Annotated in this window: 20 protein-coding genes; 10 read left to right on the top strand and 10 right to left on the bottom strand. The window is 33.9% G+C overall.

The window, feature by feature from the left end:
- Positions 1–131: 131 nt before the first annotated feature.
- Entirely contained in the window at positions 132–527 is a 396-nt protein-coding gene (locus tag ACZ1AQ_RS00645) for a Sec-independent protein translocase subunit TatA/TatB (protein ID WP_489631037.1), read from the top strand.
- Positions 527–1096, top strand: coding sequence for a phosphatase PAP2 family protein (locus tag ACZ1AQ_RS00640; RefSeq protein ID WP_489631036.1), 570 nt, complete (start codon positions 527–529; stop codon positions 1094–1096). The genes ACZ1AQ_RS00645 and ACZ1AQ_RS00640 overlap by 1 nt, the downstream gene beginning before the upstream one ends.
- A gap of 174 nt (positions 1097–1270) precedes the next feature.
- Here the strand turns inward: ACZ1AQ_RS00640 and ACZ1AQ_RS00635 are convergent, their stop codons facing one another.
- The 8 genes from ACZ1AQ_RS00635 to ACZ1AQ_RS00600 form a co-directional block, all read right to left on the bottom strand.
- Positions 1271–1912 carry an O-methyltransferase gene (locus ACZ1AQ_RS00635; RefSeq protein WP_489631035.1) on the bottom strand — a complete coding sequence of 214 codons (642 nt, stop codon included), beginning with the start codon at positions 1910–1912 and terminating at the stop codon, positions 1271–1273.
- A 57-nt stretch (positions 1913–1969) separates the two neighbouring features.
- Complete coding sequence (locus tag ACZ1AQ_RS00630) at positions 1970–2530, bottom strand: YceI family protein (protein WP_489631034.1); 561 nt, start codon at positions 2528–2530, stop codon at positions 1970–1972.
- A gap of 3 nt (positions 2531–2533) precedes the next feature.
- Positions 2534–3925, bottom strand: coding sequence for a hypothetical protein (locus ACZ1AQ_RS00625; protein WP_489631033.1), 1392 nt, complete (start codon positions 3923–3925; stop codon positions 2534–2536).
- A 6-nt stretch (positions 3926–3931) separates the two neighbouring features.
- Complete coding sequence (locus tag ACZ1AQ_RS00620; protein WP_489631032.1) at positions 3932–4498, bottom strand: YceI family protein; 567 nt, start codon at positions 4496–4498, stop codon at positions 3932–3934.
- Positions 4499–4860: 362 nt separating this feature from the next.
- Positions 4861–5613, bottom strand: coding sequence for a LamG-like jellyroll fold domain-containing protein (locus ACZ1AQ_RS00615; protein WP_489631031.1), 753 nt, complete (start codon positions 5611–5613; stop codon positions 4861–4863).
- 207 nt (positions 5614–5820) lie between these two features.
- Entirely contained in the window at positions 5821–6372 is a 552-nt protein-coding gene (locus ACZ1AQ_RS00610) for a hypothetical protein (RefSeq protein ID WP_489631030.1), read from the bottom strand.
- A 6-nt stretch (positions 6373–6378) separates the two neighbouring features.
- Positions 6379–7743, bottom strand: a complete 1365-nt coding sequence (locus ACZ1AQ_RS00605; protein WP_489631029.1) for a hypothetical protein — start codon at positions 7741–7743, stop codon at positions 6379–6381.
- A 12-nt stretch (positions 7744–7755) separates the two neighbouring features.
- Positions 7756–8322, bottom strand: coding sequence for a YceI family protein (locus ACZ1AQ_RS00600; protein WP_489631028.1), 567 nt, complete (start codon positions 8320–8322; stop codon positions 7756–7758).
- A gap of 547 nt (positions 8323–8869) precedes the next feature.
- On the opposite strand from ACZ1AQ_RS00600, the gene rlmN reads away from it, so the two are divergent.
- From rlmN to dnaG, 6 genes are all read left to right on the top strand, one after another.
- Positions 8870–9913: a dual-specificity RNA methyltransferase RlmN gene (gene rlmN, locus ACZ1AQ_RS00595; protein WP_489631027.1), complete on the top strand. Its 1044-nt coding sequence runs from the start codon at positions 8870–8872 to the stop codon at positions 9911–9913.
- A gap of 80 nt (positions 9914–9993) precedes the next feature.
- The gene (locus ACZ1AQ_RS00590; RefSeq protein ID WP_438060674.1) at positions 9994–10971 is read left to right on the top strand and encodes a polyprenyl synthetase family protein; all 978 of its coding nucleotides are present in this window, start codon (positions 9994–9996) and stop codon (positions 10969–10971) included.
- A gap of 157 nt (positions 10972–11128) precedes the next feature.
- Positions 11129–11689: an RNA polymerase sigma factor gene (locus ACZ1AQ_RS00585; RefSeq protein ID WP_489631026.1), complete on the top strand. Its 561-nt coding sequence runs from the start codon at positions 11129–11131 to the stop codon at positions 11687–11689.
- Positions 11676–12344: a hypothetical protein gene (locus ACZ1AQ_RS00580; protein WP_489631025.1), complete on the top strand. Its 669-nt coding sequence runs from the start codon at positions 11676–11678 to the stop codon at positions 12342–12344. The genes ACZ1AQ_RS00585 and ACZ1AQ_RS00580 overlap by 14 nt, the downstream gene beginning before the upstream one ends.
- Before the next feature lie 42 nt (positions 12345–12386).
- The gene (locus tag ACZ1AQ_RS00575) at positions 12387–13430 is read left to right on the top strand and encodes a hypothetical protein (RefSeq protein ID WP_489631024.1); all 1044 of its coding nucleotides are present in this window, start codon (positions 12387–12389) and stop codon (positions 13428–13430) included.
- 412 nt (positions 13431–13842) lie between these two features.
- Positions 13843–15819 (top strand): DNA primase, encoded by a 1977-nt coding sequence (dnaG, locus tag ACZ1AQ_RS00570; protein ID WP_489631351.1) that lies wholly within the window; start codon positions 13843–13845, stop codon positions 15817–15819.
- Positions 15820–15879: 60 nt separating this feature from the next.
- Here the strand turns inward: dnaG and ACZ1AQ_RS00565 are convergent, their stop codons facing one another.
- Positions 15880–16509: a LuxR C-terminal-related transcriptional regulator gene (locus ACZ1AQ_RS00565; RefSeq protein ID WP_489631023.1), complete on the bottom strand. Its 630-nt coding sequence runs from the start codon at positions 16507–16509 to the stop codon at positions 15880–15882.
- Between the two features lie 90 nt (positions 16510–16599).
- Complete coding sequence (nadE, locus tag ACZ1AQ_RS00560) at positions 16600–17400, bottom strand: NAD(+) synthase (protein WP_489631022.1); 801 nt, start codon at positions 17398–17400, stop codon at positions 16600–16602.
- A 179-nt stretch (positions 17401–17579) separates the two neighbouring features.
- Here nadE and gldB point away from each other — a divergent pair, with 179 nt between their 5' ends.
- Both gldB and gldC read left to right on the top strand, forming a co-directional pair.
- A complete protein-coding gene (gldB, locus tag ACZ1AQ_RS00555) occupies positions 17580–18536 on the top strand; it encodes a gliding motility lipoprotein GldB (RefSeq protein WP_489631021.1) in 957 nt (318 codons plus the stop codon).
- Complete coding sequence (gene gldC / locus ACZ1AQ_RS00550; protein WP_489631020.1) at positions 18536–18871, top strand: gliding motility protein GldC; 336 nt, start codon at positions 18536–18538, stop codon at positions 18869–18871. The genes gldB and gldC overlap by 1 nt, the downstream gene beginning before the upstream one ends.
- The last annotated feature ends 34 nt before the right edge of the window (positions 18872–18905 follow it).

Here is an 18905-nt window from a genome sequence, read left to right as displayed (position 1 = left end):
AAAGGATAGCAATTAAGGTGTATTTCAGAAAGAGGTGTTCTGACCATTGACACAGCACCTCTTTTTTATGAAATATTTAAAAAGCAACTGTATTAAAATTAATATATTTGTCGCAATAAAAAATCAACCTTATGTTTGGAATAGGAGGAGGAGAACTAATTTTTATAATGTTTATCGTTTTGATGTTGTTCGGTTCTGATAAAGTACCAGAAATTGCTCGCACTATGGGCAAAGCGATGGCGCAGCTAAAACACGCGACAAACGATATTAAAAATGAAATTCAAAAAGGAGCGGAGGCTAACGGATTGGATCAGAAAACCTTATCCGATTTAACCGGAGGAATCAATTCCGAAATAGATAAAGCCAAACAAAATCTATTGGGCGATTCCGCCAATTCTATAACAAGTTTTGCCACTAATTTCACTTCCGAAATCAACAATGCGGCAAACGCGGTAGAAGGAAAACCAACAGACACCACCACTGAAGATGTTAACGAAATCGAAGGACCCATAAAAAGACAAATGTAATGTTAGACAAGCTAGAAGCATTGGACATTCAGTTATTTGTTTTTTTAAATGGTTTAGGTTCTGAGACCTTCGATGGTTTGTGGTTATTTATCACCAAGCAAGTCAACTGGACACCCTTGTTTTTGTTGCTTTTATACATCATTTACAAAAAAGTAGGAGCCAAGCAAACCCTGTTTTTGTTGCTTTTTGTTGCAGTTTTAATCGCTTTCACAGACCAGACAACCAATTTGGTCAAAAATACGTTTCAACGTTTGCGCCCTTGCAATAATACAGACATCAATAGCCTAATTCGCGTCGTGCAATCCAGAAATTCTTTTAGTTTTTTTTCAGGTCACGCGGCCAATTCTATGGCGGTGGCTACCTTCTTGTTTTTGGTGTTGCGAAATAAGTTTCAGTATTTTGGACTTCTCTTCTTATGGCCTTTGATTTTTGCCTATAGCCGAATTTACCTTGGTTTGCACTATCCACTAGACATTCTTACAGGTTATTTTTGTGGTTTCACCTTTGGTTTTTTAACCTATAAAGGGTATCAAATCTTTCAAAAAAAGTATTTTCCAATTACCAATTAGGAGCATAATCCAGCTGTACATTACAATCTTTTGGTCCGAAACAGTTTTTTTCTAAGACCAAAAAAGAGCTTCTTCCAGTCGCTTTTTTTAGTCAAGAAAAAATACCGTTCAACCCAAAAGGATTTTCATTCCCATCTGGGCTAGGAACTGTATTTTGATAAGACGTATAGGGATTTAAAGTACTCTGCTCACCGTCAATCCATCTCGAATAGGAAGCAAAACGGTTTCCACTCTTGGGTCGTTGGCTAAGAGTTGGTTGTATTCCAATAAAACTTTGGTGCTCAAATCATTCTTTTGCAAAGGCTCAACAACTTTGCCACTCCACAAAACATTGTCTGATAAAATGATTCCGCCTTTGTTCATTTTCGGAACAATAAGTTCAAAATAGTTTAAGTAGTTTTCCTTATCGGCATCAATAAAAACTAAGTCAAATGTCAAATCAATAGTAGGGATAATATCAATTCCTTCTCCTAAATGCTGCACAATTTGATGTCCCCAAGCCGATTTGTCAAAATGTTTTCGCTGAAAATCAACCAATTCTTCTTTGATGTCTATGGTGTGAAGTTGTCCATTTTCTTGCATTCCTTCACACAAACACAAAGCCGAGTAGCCAGTGTAAGTTCCAATTTCAAGAATATTCTTTGGACGAATCAGTTTAGAAAGCATACTCAAAACTCTTCCTTGAAAATGACCGCTAAGCATTCTAGGTAATAAAATTTTCTGGTACGTTTCTTTATTCAAGGCCGCTAAATGTGCTGGCTCTTTTTCAGAATGTTGCTCAATGTAATCCTCTAAATCTTGAGATAAAAAATGCATTTGAAGTCTTTTTTGTTCTAGCCGCAAAGGTATTAATTCGCCCGCTAAGTTGATTCTTTATTTGAAAAACAAATCAAAGTTTACCTCAATCTCATTTTTAACTTTTATGATTCCGCCCATTTTTACAGGTGGACTTAAACCTAAATCAGAAAATGTAAGCGGTAATATACCAGTTGCTTGCTGAGTTGATTTGGAATAGGTCAAGACAAAATCTTTGTAAGTCAGTGTTTTATTAGTTAAAGTAAAAACCAGAGTGCATTTGTAAGTATTGTTACTATAATATTTTAAATTACCAATGGTTACATAACTATTCGGGAACGTTTTGACTTTTACAGTGCTTTGTAAATCTTTGGTCATTATCCTATTGCCACAATCTATGCTAGTCATTGGAATGGTAGCTTTGATGGTGTTCTTTTCTAATGCTTCGACATTTAGGGTATCTTTTTTGTACAAAATAGTAGCACAAGTGTATTTCCCAACGGTCGAATTTCCTTTAATTTTAATCTCAATTTTATGGATTACTCGGGGTAGTTTTTGATAAAAATAAAAAGGTTTGGCACTTACCGTTAATAAGATAAGTGCCAAACCAATTAAAAATAGGGATATTTTTTGTTGCATTTATTAGAATGTGATTACAGCTTCGAACAATATTCCGTTAAATTTTCCGCCATATAAGTCATTTGGATTGCCGCTTACGAATTGAGAGAAATCTTTATAATTTTGACTTACATACACAAATTTAGCTAAAATATTTTTAGTCATAAACCATCCTGCTGCAGTTTCAAATCGATTGATTGAAATAGCATTAGCATCTGCATTTTTTAATTTTCCATCAACCACATTGTAACGTGCACCAACATAGAATTTTTCATTACCTCCAAAACGGTACACTATATCTCCTACATATTGATTAACGGTTCTTTTTGCATCAACACCTCTTCCATCTCCTCCGGAGGCAAACTCAAGTGTACCAAAGAACTCAAACCCTTTAAACTTTACAAACGGATTAATCATATACGATGTAGCCCAGTTACCAAAACCTGGATTGAAACGTCCCGTATCTTTATTGGCTGCAGGGTCAAAGTTATTGGTTACGGCTCCCGCAGGTCCAGTATAAGCAGCATGGCTCATAACTCCATAAAAACGGCTTCCTGCTCGGTCAGATGAGTATAAGTTACCGCTAGAATTGGCAGTGTGATAATAGGAACCTGTGATACGTAGTCTTAAATCGTCATTAATTTGTTTATCATAACCCAGTTTAGCTAAAATCGTCGGACTTATGGTAGTGTTTGGGTTCGGTGCTGCTGGGGTAGGGTTAGCGGGTATTATTTCTTGAACATTTTGGTTCAATTTAGAGTTAGTTACCCCAATCATACTTACTAAGCCACCACGATTATAATAAATTTCCATCCCCATTTCTGTGATAAAAGCATCCATAATATTGTTTCCAACGAATGGATTTACCAATGAATTCCCATTGTCGGATCTTCGAAAGTGGGCATCACCATAGTTGTTTTCCATTTGTCCAATTTTGATGGTGGTATATTTCATAACATCGGCAAGGAAATCTTTTTTGATAAAGTCTAGTTTGTCAATTTGCAAATAGCCTCCTTTTACCCAAGTTTCATTATGATGTCTCGAGGCAAGGTATAAATCAAGATTTACTCGAACTCCATCGAATAATTGAGCGCCGATGGTCATATTAGCTGTTGGTAAATTAAAATTGTTTTCAAGGTTGTTTAGGCGGTAATTGGTAATTTGTCCACCAGTGCTATTCAAAAATGACCCAGTTGGATGATCATTAAAAGATTTCACTCCTTGGAATTGTAAAGAAAAAGCAGCACCAATGTCAATACTTAAGCCTTTGTATTCTACATCGTCTTTTTTTACATCAAATACGTTTATTCCATTTTTGTCTCTTGGAATTAAATTTTGTATTTGTCCAAAACGGTCCTGAGCGTTTGCCGCAATGACAAAAATTAAGGTTGCGGTTAATGTGGTTGTTAGTTTCATAGTTGGTTATTTAAAATTAAGTGTAAATTTTAATGTTAAATCTTTTCCTGTTTTGATGGTTCCTAACAAGGCTGTTGGCGCTTTCATTCCAAATTGATCAAATGTTATTTTGTTGGTTCCTTGAAGTGTAACAATTCCACCAGCAATACTCGATTTTACTTGAGTTTTTACTTCTTTGCTTACACCGTTGATAGTATAAGTACCAGTAAGGTTCCATGTTGATTCATTTACTTTGGTAGCGTCTTTCAAAACGTATTTTATTGTTTTGAATTTTTTAGCATTGAGGGTTTCATAAGCAATTTTATCCATTCCGTTTTTACCACTTTTTATAGTTTCTACAGGTAAATCAATTGTAATGGCTTTGATGTCGCTTAACTTTCCATCAGCTACACTTAGAGTAGCAGTTCCATTTTTTGCCGTTGAGCTCATTTCCCAATCATGCATTGTAGAAGTTCCTAAAACTGTGAAGTTAGTCTTGGTGTCTAACACATAGCTTTTTTGTGCTTTTGCTGTCCAAAGAGTACAGATAAATAAGCAATTGAAAATAAAGTAAGGGATTGTTTTCATGTTCATTTTTGATTAGTTACTATTTAAGTGAATAAGAATTTATGGTTTTTCTTTAATTAAATAATGTTCAAAAACTAACTTGGGGCAAAGATTGAATATGCATTGGACAAATAGAAACATGGTAATGTACTAGCTTTATTCAATAAGTTTAAAACATATACAAGTATTGTAATCTGTTTTAAATCAACTCCTTGTGTATGTGTAAATTTATAAAAATTAATTTAACTTACAATTATGAAAAGTTTTTTCTTAATAAATTACTCTTCTGTTTGATTCAAGATGATGTTGAAACCAATCATTAACATAAATAAAAAAGAGTAAGTAAATCTTTGGTAAAGACTTTACTTACTCCTTATATATTTTTTAAATTATTTGTTTAGTGCAATTGCTTTTGAAATTGGAAGTTTATTTTTAACTGTTCCTTTTCCTTTTTTTAAGGAGCTCGGATTTTCTGCAACTATTAATGAAGCACCTGTGTTATATTGCGTTATAATTTCTTCGTGAGACAATGCAGTATCGTATATTTTTAACTCATCTATGTCGGCGTTTATGCTAATCAATGAATTAATATTTCCTAGTTTAAAGAACAATCCGGTAGTGTTTCTGTTGGGTGCTAAATAGTTTTCAATTAGTACTCCATTTCTGTAAATAGCAGCATTTTTTCCATCATAAACATAGGTGTAATTGTACCAAATTCCTTTTGCCAAAGGAAGCGTCATTACAAAATCGTTTTTGTGTCCCCAAGCAGCAACATTAAGTAATGATTCTCCTGAATCAGTTCCTTGATGAATTAAGCCACAAAATTGATTGCTGGCCGCGGCTCCATATCCCCAAATATAATTGGAGTTTGTTATATCGTTGAATTTAATCCAAATAGATACAGTTCTGGGGGCATTGCTTTGTGGCAAGTTTACAATATTTGCTATCAGTCCTTCATTAGTCAATCTAATGGCTTTTTTGTCTATTCCAGAACGATCTTTACAGAATGTAGCATTTCCAAAAAATGAAGAGCTTTTGTTTGTATTCACAAGACTTCCGTCAAAATTAAATTCGTGCAATGGTGTTTGTGCAATGCTAAAAATGGTAGTGAATAGTAAAGAAAAGAGTATAGTTTTCTTCATAACAAAAGATTTAATAAAAAGATTTAGTTGAATTTTAGGCTAAACTAGATGCTTTTTTTTCAGATTTAAAACTTTTACGATGAACGGTTAGAAAACTCGTTTAACTGCTGAAGGTTTTTGTTTTCGATTTTTAAAATTAAATACAAATAAAAAAACCACCTTTTTGTAAGTGGTTACTCTTATTTATTGAATGATTTTATGGTTTATTTACAGTTTGTAAAGACTAAAATTGACAGCAATTTGATCTTTAACTTTGATTAGACCACCCATTTTTACAGGAGGAACAAGTCCAATGTCTGAGAAATTCAAAGCAATGTTTCCTTGTAGTTTGTTATTCTCTTTGGTCAAAAGAAAATCTTTGTATCTCAAAGTTTTATTGGTAATCAAAAAGTTGAGATTGCATTTGTAATGGTTGCCATAGGGTTTAATATCGGTAATGGAAACAAAGCTTGAAGGAAATTGTGTAGTTTTTACCGTAGATTGTAAATCTTTGGTCATGATTCTATTCCCGCAATCAAATTTTACCATGGGGATTTCGGCTTTAATACAGTTTTTATTGGCAACGTTGAGTACAATAGTGTCCTTTTTAAAAAAAGTTGTACTACAATTGTATTTACCCACTGTGGATAATCCTGTTATATTGATTTCAATTTTGTTGATGATAAGGGAAGAATCATAAGAATGAAAATTGGGTGCTGCACTTCCCAATGTAAAGAGAAGTACAACACCCAATAAACCTATTATTATTTTGTTATGCATTTTGTATTAGAAAGTGATAACAGCTTCAAACATTACACCGTTGAATTTTCCACCATATAAATCATTAGGTGTTCCGTTTGCATTGAATTGAGAGAAGTTTTTGTAGTTTTGATTTACATATTCTACTTTTGCAAGAATGTTTTTAGTCATAAACCAACCTGCAGCTGCTTCAAAACGGTTGATGTTAATTTTTTCTAGATCAGTGTTGGCTAATTTACCAGAAACTAAGTTATATTTTGCACCAACATAGAATTTTTCGTTAGTACCAAAACGGTATACAACATCACCTACATATTGATTTACTGTACGTTTTGTTTCGTCACCTTGTTTATTTCCACCAGAAGCAATTTCAATAGTTCCAAATACTTCAAGACCTTTGTATTTTACAAAAGGGTTAATCATATATGAAGTAGCCCAGTTTCCAAATGCAGGATTGAAACGACCTGTTGTATAGTTTGAAGTTGGGTCGAAGTTGTCAGCAATTGCTACATTATTTCCGTTTACAGGAAAGCTGCTAGCTGCATGTGTCATCACACCATAAAAACGGCTACCTGCTCTGTCTGAAGAGTATAAGTTTCCACTAGAGTTAGCAACATGGTAAAAAGATCCTGTTAAACGTACTCTTAAATCGTCATTCAATTGTTTGTCATAGCCTAGTTTAGCTAAAATAGTTGGACTAATAGTAGTATTTCTACCTGGTGCTGCTGGGACAATTTCTTTAACATTTTGGTTCAACTTAGAGTTGGTAACTCCAATCATACTCACCCAGCCATTTCTATTGTAGTAGAGTTCAGCTCCCATTTCAGTTGTAAACGCATCCATGATATTATTTCCAACAAATGGATTCATTAAAGCATTACCATTATCAGATCTTCTGAAGTGTGCATCACCATAGTTGTTCTCCATTTGACCAATTTTGATAGTAGCATATTTCATGAAATCTTTTAAGAAGTCTTTTTTGATAAAGTCTAATTTGTCAATTTGTAAATAACCTCCTTTTACCCAAGTTTCGTTGTGGTGTCTGGCAGCTAAGTACAAATCTAAGTTAACGCGAACTCCATCATACAATTGAGCACCAATAGTCATATTAGCAGTTGGTAAGTTGAAGTTGTTTTCTAGATTATTCAATCGGTATTGACCTGGTGCATAATTATGGTCGTTGAACGATTTTACCCCTTGAAATTGCAAAGCAAATGCAGCTCCTAAATCGATACTCAACCCTTTGAATTCAACAGAATCTTTTTTTACATCAAATTGATTAATACCTGTTTTGTCTCTTGGAATTAAGTTTTGTATTTGTCCAAATCGGTCTTGTGCCTGTGCAGCAGTTAAGCTAAGTAAAGCGGCTGCTAAAAAATAAATTACTCTCATTTGTTGTTAGTTTTATTTGTAATTAAGATTGAATTTTATTGTAAGATCTTTTCCTGTTTTGATTGTACCTAATAAGGCAGTTGGGGCTTTCATGCCAAATTCATCAAAAGTAATTTTGTTTGAGCCTTGAATGTTGACTACTCCATTTACAACAGCTACTTTTATTTGTGTTTTTAAGTCTTTGCTAACTCCTGCAATGGTATAGGTTCCTGTTAAATTCCATGTAGTTTCGTTAACTTTTGTAGCTGATTTCAAAACATATTTTATGGTTTTGAATTTTTTAGCATTTAGCGTCTCGTAAGCGATTTTATCCATACCGCTTTTTCCGCTTTTAATTGTTTCAACTGCTAAATCAATAGTGATGGAATTGATATCAACAACTTTTGAATCAGATACTGTAAGATTTGCACTACCTGTTTTTGATGCAGAAGTCATTTCCCAATCGTGTAATGTCGAAGTACCAAAAACTGAAAAATTAGTCTTATTGTCTAGTGTATAATTTTTTTGAGCAAAGGCAGTAGTTGTAATCAATAGTAAAGCAAATGTTAAAAAAACGGATTGAAATTTAGTTGGCCTCATCTTTTTGAATTTAATGATTATTGTTATATTCTTAATAATACAAGGTTTTTTTGTGTTTTTTTACAGCTTTATTCTTTTTGTATTATTTATATAGCAAATTTCGCAACAATGTGCGGAGTGAAATATGATAAAAGTCAGACTTATTAATTTTAAGAAAATTTTAACATTATTATATCGATTTCGTTGGATTTTTATTTAGAAATAGTTTCAATAAGAACAAAAACAAAAATAAATTATTCAGATTTTGATTATATTTTATCTGTTGTTTTTTGATTCCAATTTTTTTTTGATTCCGAAATCATTCTTTTTTTGTGGATCAAAACTTGTTTATTCAAAAAAGGTATTAGGAAATGAGTTTTTTTAATCTTTCTTTATTCTGAGAATTTGCTAGAAAGAATACTATTGAACTATTAAGGAAATAATTATTTACTTCACTTCAATGCCTAAGTCAGGTTAAGTCTTTCAATTTGTTTTGAATTTCACCAACGAGTTACTATTAATAAATGAAATTGAATTCAAAACATTAAATTTTGAATAAATTTGCAGCATGGAAATCGTAAAAAAAGATATTAGAGCATTAACTAAAGAGGAATTGCGCACCTTTTTTGTAAATAATGGTGACAAAGCTTTTCGTGGCAATCAAGTATATGAGTGGTTGTGGACGAAAGGCGCCCATAGTTTCGAGGATATGACCAATGTGTCAAAATCTACAAGAGCTATTTTAGAATCTAATTTTGTAATCAATCATATTAAAGTCGATACCATGCAACGCAGTGAAGACGGGACAGTCAAAAATGCCGTTCGTTTGCATGATGGATTGGTGGTCGAATCGGTCTTAATTCCTACCGAAACCAGAACTACTGCTTGTGTGTCAAGTCAAGTGGGCTGTAGTTTGGATTGTAATTTTTGTGCAACGGCGAGATTGAAACGCATGAGGAATTTGGAACCCGCAGAAATTTATGATCAAGTAATTGCTATTGATAAAGAGAGTAGGTTGTATTACAATCACCCTTTGTCAAATATTGTTTTTATGGGAATGGGGGAACCATTGATGAATTACAATAATGTTTTAAAAGCAATTGAAATGATCACTTCTCCAGAAGGTTTAGGCATGTCTCCCAAAAGAATTATGGTCTCTACTTCTGGAATTCCAAAAATGATTAAAAAGTTAGCCGATGATGAGGTAAAATTTAAATTGGCCGTTTCGCTTCATTCTGCAATTGATTCAGTTCGTGCTAAAATTATGCCTTTTAGTGCCAATTTCCCTCTAAAAGATTTGAGAGAGGCTTTAGAATATTGGTACAGAAAAACAAAAAGTAAGGTGTCTTATGAATATGTTGTTTGGAAAGGAATCAATGATGATAAAGTGTCAATTGATGCCCTGGTGAAATTTTGTAAATATGTACCTTGTAAAGTCAATCTTATAGAATACAATCCAATTGACGATGGCGAGTTTCAGCAAGCATCTGAAGAGGCGATAGAAGCCTATATAAAAAGTCTACAAGCTATTGGCGTCGTAGTCAAAGTGAGAAGGAGTAGAGGAAAAGATATCGATGCTGCCTGTGGTCAATTGGCAAATAAAGAAGCCTAACAATTGAAAATTAATCATATAAATTTAAACTAGTACTATTTATGTCTTTTTTTATTTTATGTGCTATATTTGAATCCTAAATGAATATCACCTCACAAATAAAGCAGCCCATCTTTGATGAAATGGAACTTTTCGAGAAAAAGTTCTATGAATCAATGTCTTCAAAAGTAGCCTTACTCAATCGAATTACTTATTATATAGTAAACAGAAAAGGAAAACAAATGCGCCCGATGTTTGTTTTTCTTACTGCAAAGATGATTTCTGGAGGAACTGTAGAAGAGCGTACTTATCGTGGTGCTTGTGTAATTGAACTGATTCATACTGCTACATTAGTTCACGATGATGTTGTAGACGATAGTAATCGTCGAAGAGGTTTTTTCTCCATCAATGCCTTATGGAAAAACAAAATTGCGGTTTTAGTTGGTGATTATTTGTTATCTAAAGGTTTGTTGTTATCCATCGATCACGGTGATTTTGATTTGTTAAGAATCATATCAGTTGCAGTTCGTGAAATGAGCGAAGGAGAATTATTGCAAATAGAAAAAGCCAGAAGACTCGATATTACAGAAGAGGTGTACTACGAAATTATCCGAAAAAAAACTGCCACACTCATTGCAGCGTGCTGTGCATTGGGTGCCAGATCTGTAAGTGATGATGAAGTTGTCGTAGAACAAATGCGCAAGTTTGGAGAGCTTATAGGTATGGCTTTTCAAATTAAAGATGATTTGTTCGATTATACCGAAGAAGCTATCGGAAAACCTACAGGAATTGATATCAAAGAGCAAAAAATGACTTTGCCTTTAATTCATGTTCTTAATACCTGCACTTCAAAAGAAAAAAGTTGGTTAATTAATTCCATCAAAAACCATAACAAAGACAAAAAGCGAGTAAAAGAAGTCATTGCTTTTGTAGTTAATAATGGTGGACTTTCTTATGCCGAACAAAAAATGATTGACTTTCAACAAGAAGCATTAGCTATTCTTGAAAATTTCCCCACTTCAGATTATAAATCGGCCTTGACCTTAATGGTTAATTATGTAATCGAAAGAAAAAAATAATTTTTTTTTGTTTGTAAAGTGCCGTCATTGTTGGTGTTTCTATTTTTTTTAATAAAATAAAACAACTGCATGCAACCTTTTTGCAGCTTGTCTCGTCTATGCTAATAGAAGTCGGTTTTACAAAAACAATAACTGCTGACTCATACGTTTTTAGTATATGAAAGTAATTCCATTACATCAAGAAGAACAAAAATTGATTCAACTTGCCATTGAAAACAATAGGCAGGCACAACAACAGCTGTATTCAAAATTTTCTTCAAAAATGTTAGGGGTTTGCAGACAGTATATCAAAGACATTCATCAAGCCGAAGATGTAATGATTACTGCATTTATGAAGGTTTTTGTGAATCTAGGAAATTTTGAACACAAAGGAAGTTTTGAAGGTTGGATCCGCAGAATTATGGTCAATGAATGTATTTCTTTTTTGAGAGTTAATAAAAAAATGAAATACACCGAAGACGAGTTTTTTGTAGAAGAAAGTTTTGATGCCATAGGACATCAATTCTCCGTAGAAGAAATTCAAACCTTAATTGATACACTTCCAGAAGGCTATAAAATGGTGTTTAATTTATATGCGATAGAAGGATACAAACATCAGGAAATTGCTCAATTGCTTGGTATTTCAGAAGGTACTTCAAAATCACAATTGTCGCACGCTAGAAAAATGTTACAACAGCAGATCAACTGCTTAAAAAATAAGCAAAATGGAACGAAATAATTTTGAACAACAAGCCAAAGAGAAGCTTTCCAATCGAGAAATTGCTCCCTCAGCTCAAGCTTGGGACCGATTAGACGCGATGTTGTCTATCCAAGAAAAACCAAAGAAAAAAATCAATTGGTGGTATGTGGCAGCAAGTTTTATGGGATTTTTATTGGTAGGAACGCTTTTTTTTAATCAATCTAAAGAAAATAGTACGATAGTGCCATCTCAAGAAACCGTGGTGACTTCTGCTGAGGATAAAGATTCGGTTACGACACAACCTTCTATTAAAACAGTAAACGAAATAAGTGTTCAGCCTAAATCCGCTGTAGAAACGAATGTCTCTAAGGTTACCAATAATCCAATAAAAACTACAAAAACAAATCAACAGGAGCTTTCAATCAACAATCCAATCACAACCATCAACAATCAAATTACTACTATCACCGAGAATAATACAACGCATCAAGCAATTGTCGCAATAGATGAAAGTGTTCAAGTAGTACCCACAGTAATCCAAAAAAAGCAAAAAATTCAAGTCGATCCTTCTGCTTTATTATCGCAAGTAGACGGAGAATTAGAACTCTCTTTTAGAGAAAAAGTAATTGCCAAAGTGAATAAAAATTATCAAACCGTAAAAGTGGCTTTGGCCAACAGAAACAATCAAGAATAAAAACAATCAATCATCAATCAAATTTTTTAAAAACTAGTAATCATGAGAAATTTTACCATTTATCTAGCCGCCCTATTTTGTCTTTTAGCCAGTAAAATGATTGGGCAAGAATCCTTCGAGAAACGCGCTAAAGAAATCGCCACGCGAATTGAAAAAATTACCAAAGAGGAAAAAGCAGCACTAAAAGAGGAAATTGAGGCCGTAAATCTTCAGCTCCAAGCCGGTAAAATCACCAAAGAACAAGCCGACGAGAAAAAGAAAGTACTCGCAGAAGCCAGAGCTATCAATATAGAAGCCCGAGTAGCCAAAGAACAAGAACAATTGAACGAATTGGTACAGCTAAAAGTAGACGGAAAAATCAAAGAAAGCGATTCTTCTCGTACGATAGTCATTAGTTGGAAAGATGATTTTGATAATAGAATGAAAAAGAAAGAAAAGAAATTCGGTGAAAAAAGAACCACAAGTCAATTCGTTTTTGCTACCGGTTTGAACAACCTTATGGTTGATGGCAAATTACAAGACAAAGATTTTAAATTCATGGGTTCACATTTTTATGAGTGGGGAACTACCTACAACACCAGAATCCTAAAAGAGAATAACTTATTGCATTTCAAATACGGTATGTCTGTTATGTATAATAATTTACGTCCAACCAATAACCGTACTTTTGTGGTTAACGGAGACCAAACTAACTTGGAAGTGTATTCCAAAGACTTGAAAGAATCCCGTTTTAGAAACGTCTATTTGGTAGTTCCTATGCATTTAGAATTTGATTTTTCTGGCAGTACAATGAACGACGACAAGCGTCAATTTAGAACACACAAATCCCTACGATTTGGAGTAGGAGGCTATGCAGGAATCAATTTAAAATCCAAACAAAAATTAGAATTCCGTGAAAACGGCGAGAAATATTACGTAAAAAACAAATCCGATTTCAATACCAGTAATTTCATTTATGGTCTAAGCTCATACATCGGGTACAAAGAAACTAGTTTCTATGTAAAATATGATTTGAATCCATTGTTTACAAGCAATGCAGTAGATCAAAACAATATTTCAATGGGAATCCGTTTCGATTTCAATTAAAATTAGGAGCGAATCATCTGGCTTTTTCAGGCAACATCGTTCCCGCCATCATTCCTAAACCTCGTGAGCTGAACCCCAGCTCACGAGGTTTTTCCCTTCTGTCGGGGCTAAAGGATTAGCAAGGTTTTTTCCTTGGAAGTAATTTTGTAGTAACGTGTGAATGATAAATAATGTTTTGTAACTATTCAGGTATTTTTTTGGATGTTATTTGCCTCAAACTATAGTTGGAGAGGTGAAATTGGATAGTTTTAAAGACTTTATCCAAAATTAGCTGCTTTTTTTTGACTAAAGGCAATGCAATCAATTCCCATAACTCGAGCTAAAGCTGGAGCCAATTCAAAGCAAGACTAAGTTTAATAATCCAAAATTAACTTTGTATCTTTGACCTTTGCCAACTTTATTCCCTTATAAATTGATTTCAAAAGCAACCATAGATACCGTTTTCGAAACCGCTCGTGTAGAGGAGGTTATTGGCGATTTTGTACAATTAAAACGAGCAGGAAGTAATTTTAAAGGGTTGAGTCCCTTCTCAGACGAACGTTCACCTTCCTTTATGGTGTCGCCAGTAAAACAAATTTGGAAAGATTTTAGTTCTGGAAAAGGGGGGAATGTTGTGGCTTTTTTAATGGAGCACGAGCATTTTACCTATCCCGAAGCCATTCGATATTTAGCCAAAAAATACAATATCGAAATAGAAGAAACAGAACAAACCGATGCCGAAAAAGCCAATACTGATGTTCGTGAAAGTATGTTTTTGGTGTCTGAATTCGCTAAGAATTATTTTCATTCCACACTATTAAATAGCGAAGAAGGCAAGGCGATTGGTTATTCGTATTTCAAGGAAAGAGGCTTCACCAACGAAACCATAAAAAAATTCGGTTTGGGCTATTCCCCCGAAACTTGGGACGCTTTTACCAAAGAAGCTTTGGGTAAAGGATACCAGTTGCAGTATTTAGAAAGCACAGGTTTAACCATTCCAAAAGACGACCGTCCTTTTGATCGATTCAAAGGAAGGGTGATGTTCCCTATCCAAAGTATGTCGGGTAGAACCTTAGGTTTTGGTGGACGTATCCTAACAAATGATAAAAAAGCGGCAAAATATTTAAACTCTCCCGAGAGCGAAATTTATCATAAGAGCAAAGTCTTGTACGGAATTTTTCAAGCCAAACAAGCCATTGCCAAACAAAATAATTGTTATCTAGTTGAAGGGTATACCGATGTAATTCAATTTCATCAAGCCGGAATCGAAAATGTGGTGGCTTCTTCAGGTACGGCTTTAACACCCGACCAAATTCGATTAATCAATAGGTTGACCAAAAACATTACCGTACTTTTTGATGGTGATGCAGCGGGACTTCGAGCTTCTATTCGAGGAATTGATTTGATTTTGGAAGAAGGGATGAACGTAAAAGTGTGTACTTTTCCTGATGGCGATGATCCAGACAGTTTTGCCAAAAAAACCTCCTATGATGATTTGGTAGCTTATTTGGAGAATAATGCGAAAGACTTTATTCAGTTCAAAGCTTCTCTTTTAATGAATGAGGCTAAGAATGATCCCATCAAAAAAGCCGATTTGATTCGAGATATGGTCACGAGTATTTCCAAAATTCCAGACCGTATTCAACGAGAGATTTATTTGCAAGAATGCTCCAGAATTATGGACATCTCAGAGCAAGTTTTGGTGAGTACCTTGGCTCAGTTAGTCCAAAAAGACATTGCAGAGACTGGTAAAAAACAAAAACAAGAGCAAAAAGCTTTTGAAGTTGTTAAAAATGAGAATCTAGTTCAAGCAGAGAAAGTAGATGTACTGTATCGTTTAGAAAGGAAGATCATAGAAATCTTATTACTCTACGGGAATAAAACCGAAATTTTTGAAGATGTACTTTTAAAAGCGAATCCCGATGGTGATATCGTTCACGTGGTTGAAAAAAAGGAGTACAAAGTTTTTCAGAGAATTTATTTGAGCTTACAAGAAGATGAGGTTGAGCTTGCTCATCCGCTTTTTAGGGCGATTTTTAATGATCTGATTTCGTATTATCTTCAAAATGAAACGGATGGAATCGATAATTATCTAAAAAATTTAAATCCTGATTTTGCACAAGAAGTTACCGATATTTTAATGGAAGAAGAACAAATTGTGCTTCATAATTGGGAAGGGCAAAACATTTTTGTGAAGCGAAAAACAGAAACAGTAAGTCAGCACACTTCGGAAACTATCATATCCATTCGTGAATATTTAATCAATAAACTAATTCTGGATTTGATGAATGAATTCTCTTCAAATCCCGAGGCAGATATTGAAGAGTTGAAGGTAATGATTAACGATTACAACAAACTCAAGGTTAATTTGACAGGAGCTATAGGGAGAATTCGTTCTACATATATATAAAAAAAGGAAGCCATTGGCTTCCTTTTTTATCTTGTGTCTCTCAGTTAAGAGGTTTAGAAACTATACAATTTCTAATGTTTTAGCTTTATTAACTAAATCAACCAAGTTGGTTACATTTAATTTGGTCAATAATCGCAATTTGTAAGTACTAATTGTTTTTTCGTTTAGAGTAAGTATGTCGGCTATTTCGTGGTTTTTCTTACCATCGCTCAAATAGCGTAATACTTCAATTTCTCGGTTAGATAATTTACGATACAAACGTTCGCTTTTACTTTGTTTGGCAATAAGAGCCATGTTTTTACGAACATTTTCGTTCACAATAATTTTGCCTTGATGCACCTTTACAATAGATTGACCTAATGTTTCAAGTTTCTCGGATTTGTGAACATAGCCAGAAACTCCTGCTTTAATTGCATTGGGAGCATAAATTTGTTCCGAAAGACTACTAAAAATAATAATCTTCGTTTTAGGGAAGTTTTTCAACATCGCCTTAATTTCAAAAATACTCGCCAATCCTTCTAGTTCTAAGTCGATTACCAATACATCGATTTCCTTGTTTTGGAGGATGTCTCGAACCATCGAAAAATTACCAACATTGGCTACAATAGAGATTTCATCGTGGTCTTTAAAGTACGATTTAACTCCAAAATGGGTTACAGGATAGTTATCTGCTAAACAAACTTTAATCATGGTATTTATTTTTTAAGAGTTGTCTATCAAAATGATAGCATAAATGTAGTAAAAAATATACAATAAATACCAGTTGTGTTAATTTTTTTTTTACTTTTTATCAATAATGCATACTGGTATTGGGTTCATTTTGTGTTGGTTAGCAGTATTTAGGCGTTTGTAAGTGGCAAAAACCTCTTTTTCTCTTCCTTCAAATTCCGAAATCGTTTTCCCTAATTCGTCTTGAAGCATGGCCCATTCCAATTCGTCATAGCTAGCGCCCAATTGATCTTCGTCTGACCTATCGTCACCGAATAATCCATCAGTTGGAGCTGCAACTAAGATGGAGTTGGGGACTTTCAAAAAATGACCAAGAGCATATACATCGGATTTCAATAAGTCGGCAATTGGACTCAAATCGACACCACCGTCTCCGTATTTAGTATAAAAACCAACTCCAAAATCTTCAACTTTGTTTCCAGTACCCGCAACTAATAGTCCATGAATTCCGGCATAGTAATATAATGTACTCATTCGTAATCGGGCTCTCGTATTGGCTAATGATAAGTTCATTTTAGCACTATCTGCATGCTCAGGAACTACTTTTTTGAACGCCTCAAAAACTGAAGTCAAATCTGAAGTGGCACTTTTTACATTTGGGAATCGTTCTTTTAATTGTTTGATATGTTCTTCCGCACGGCTAACATGAGAAGGAGCTTGATGTATTGGCATTGTTATACAAAGCACCTCTAAGCCTGTTTGCGCACATAGTGTAGAAGTTACGGCTGAATCAATACCGCCAGAAATTCCAATAACGAATCCATTCGACTTGGCACTTTTGGCATAATCAGTAAGCCATTTTACTATTTGGGTGTTTACTTTTTCTGGAGACAAAGACGTTTTTTTAATCATAATAGTTTACGTTTTAAAAAGCAGGGATGTATATTTGCAAAATGTTTTCAAAATAGATTTTTGTTTCAAAAACATTGAAAAGCTAAATTAAATAATAAATATGAAAGAGCCATGATTCCCATACATAAACTGTATGATTTAAAGGCCTTCCAAATAAAGCATAAAATAATTTTATATACATGAAAATCTATCTAGTCCCATTACTTACTTGTTTCTTTTTTCTTTCTTGTGATAAAAAAAATAAAGTTGAAAAAGCTGTGGAAGAAATTCCAGTTGAAATAAAAATAGATCGATTTGACAAAGCTTTTTTTGAGACAAAACCTGAAGATTTGAATCAATTGAAGCAAAAATATCCTTATTTCTTTCCTTTGGGTACAGATGATGCTGTTTGGATTGAGAAAATGCAACATCCTCAGTGGAGAGAATTGTATAGCGAAGTGCAAAAAAAATATGCTGATTTTGAACCGGTGCATCAGGAAATAGAAACCTTATTTAAACACATTAAGTTTTATTTTCCAAAGACTAAGACTCCGAAAGTGATTACTTTGATTTCTGAAATGGATTATAATACAAAGACCATTTATGCAGATAGTCTGGTTATAGTTTCTCTGGAGTTATATTTGGGAAAAAATCACAAGTTTTACCAGTTTCCTGAGTACATCAAACAAAATTTCGAATCGTCACAGATTGTTCCTGATATTGCTTCTAGTTTTATCCAAAGTAAAGTGATACCTGATGCAGATAAGACTTTTTTATCACAGATGATTTACTTGGGTAAAGAGTTGTACATAAAAGAGTTGTTGCTTCCTGAATATTCAGATGCAGTTAGAATGGGATATACGCCTGAACAAATAACTTGGTGTTCTGAAAACGAAGGTTATATTTGGCGCTATTTTATTGATAAAGAAATGCTGTACAGCGTTGATGCTAAGTTAGTTCCTCGTTTTTTGAGCCCTGCTCCTTTTTCTAAATTTTATTTAGAAATAGATAATGAATCACCTGGTCAAGTTGGAGCATGGATAGGATGGCAAATTGTACGATCTTATATGAAAAATAATGATGTCTCTGTTAATGAATTGTTGACCAAGAAATCAAAAGAAATTTTTGAACAATCAAAATATAAACCTAAAAAATAATGGCAAGTACACATACCTCAGAAATTAAGTTTCAAGTTGAATTAGATGAGAATAGAGTGCCAGAGAAGCTTCTTTGGACTGCTGAAGATGGTGGAGTAACGGGCGAAGAGGCAAAAGCAATCATGCTCTCTATCTGGGATAGTAAACACAAAGAAAGTATGCGAATTGATTTGTGGACCAAGGACATGCCAGTCGATGAAATGAAGATTTTCTTTCATCAAACTTTGGTAGCAATGTCAGAAACCTTCAAGAGAGCTACCAATGACGAAAAAATGGCAGATACCATGATGGACTTTTGTGAATATTTTGCCGAAAAGTTAGAATTGAAAAAGTAAACTTTTAAAAGATAAAATCCCAAATCTCATTTTT

The organism is Flavobacterium sp. UM26 (assembly GCF_057922445.1).
This window is presented reverse-complemented; position numbering and strand designations above follow the sequence as displayed.

What these genes read in the sequence shown, in the direction of transcription:
- rlmN (WP_489631027.1), top strand. Translation starts at nt 8,870, where the DNA reads ATGGAAATCGTAAAAAAAGATATTAGAGCATTAACTAAAGAGGAATTG.
- ACZ1AQ_RS00575 (WP_489631024.1), top strand. Translation starts at nt 12,387, where the DNA reads ATGAGAAATTTTACCATTTATCTAGCCGCCCTATTTTGTCTTTTAGCC.
- ACZ1AQ_RS00645 (WP_489631037.1), top strand. Translation starts at nt 132, where the DNA reads ATGTTTGGAATAGGAGGAGGAGAACTAATTTTTATAATGTTTATCGTT.
- ACZ1AQ_RS00605 (WP_489631029.1), bottom strand. Translation starts at nt 7,743, where the DNA reads ATGAGAGTAATTTATTTTTTAGCAGCCGCTTTACTTAGCTTAACTGCT.
- ACZ1AQ_RS00615 (WP_489631031.1), bottom strand. Translation starts at nt 5,613, where the DNA reads ATGAAGAAAACTATACTCTTTTCTTTACTATTCACTACCATTTTTAGC.
- ACZ1AQ_RS00580 (WP_489631025.1), top strand. Translation starts at nt 11,676, where the DNA reads ATGGAACGAAATAATTTTGAACAACAAGCCAAAGAGAAGCTTTCCAAT.
- ACZ1AQ_RS00635 (WP_489631035.1), bottom strand. Translation starts at nt 1,912, where the DNA reads ATGCATTTTTTATCTCAAGATTTAGAGGATTACATTGAGCAACATTCT.
- gldC (WP_489631020.1), top strand. Translation starts at nt 18,536, where the DNA reads ATGGCAAGTACACATACCTCAGAAATTAAGTTTCAAGTTGAATTAGAT.
- gldB (WP_489631021.1), top strand. Translation starts at nt 17,580, where the DNA reads ATGAAAATCTATCTAGTCCCATTACTTACTTGTTTCTTTTTTCTTTCT.
- ACZ1AQ_RS00590 (WP_438060674.1), top strand. Translation starts at nt 9,994, where the DNA reads ATGAATATCACCTCACAAATAAAGCAGCCCATCTTTGATGAAATGGAA.
- ACZ1AQ_RS00585 (WP_489631026.1), top strand. Translation starts at nt 11,129, where the DNA reads ATGAAAGTAATTCCATTACATCAAGAAGAACAAAAATTGATTCAACTT.
- ACZ1AQ_RS00610 (WP_489631030.1), bottom strand. Translation starts at nt 6,372, where the DNA reads ATGCATAACAAAATAATAATAGGTTTATTGGGTGTTGTACTTCTCTTT.
- ACZ1AQ_RS00565 (WP_489631023.1), bottom strand. Translation starts at nt 16,509, where the DNA reads ATGATTAAAGTTTGTTTAGCAGATAACTATCCTGTAACCCATTTTGGA.
- ACZ1AQ_RS00625 (WP_489631033.1), bottom strand. Translation starts at nt 3,925, where the DNA reads ATGAAACTAACAACCACATTAACCGCAACCTTAATTTTTGTCATTGCG.
- ACZ1AQ_RS00640 (WP_489631036.1), top strand. Translation starts at nt 527, where the DNA reads ATGTTAGACAAGCTAGAAGCATTGGACATTCAGTTATTTGTTTTTTTA.
- ACZ1AQ_RS00620 (WP_489631032.1), bottom strand. Translation starts at nt 4,498, where the DNA reads ATGAACATGAAAACAATCCCTTACTTTATTTTCAATTGCTTATTTATC.
- ACZ1AQ_RS00630 (WP_489631034.1), bottom strand. Translation starts at nt 2,530, where the DNA reads ATGCAACAAAAAATATCCCTATTTTTAATTGGTTTGGCACTTATCTTA.
- ACZ1AQ_RS00600 (WP_489631028.1), bottom strand. Translation starts at nt 8,322, where the DNA reads ATGAGGCCAACTAAATTTCAATCCGTTTTTTTAACATTTGCTTTACTA.
- nadE (WP_489631022.1), bottom strand. Translation starts at nt 17,400, where the DNA reads ATGATTAAAAAAACGTCTTTGTCTCCAGAAAAAGTAAACACCCAAATA.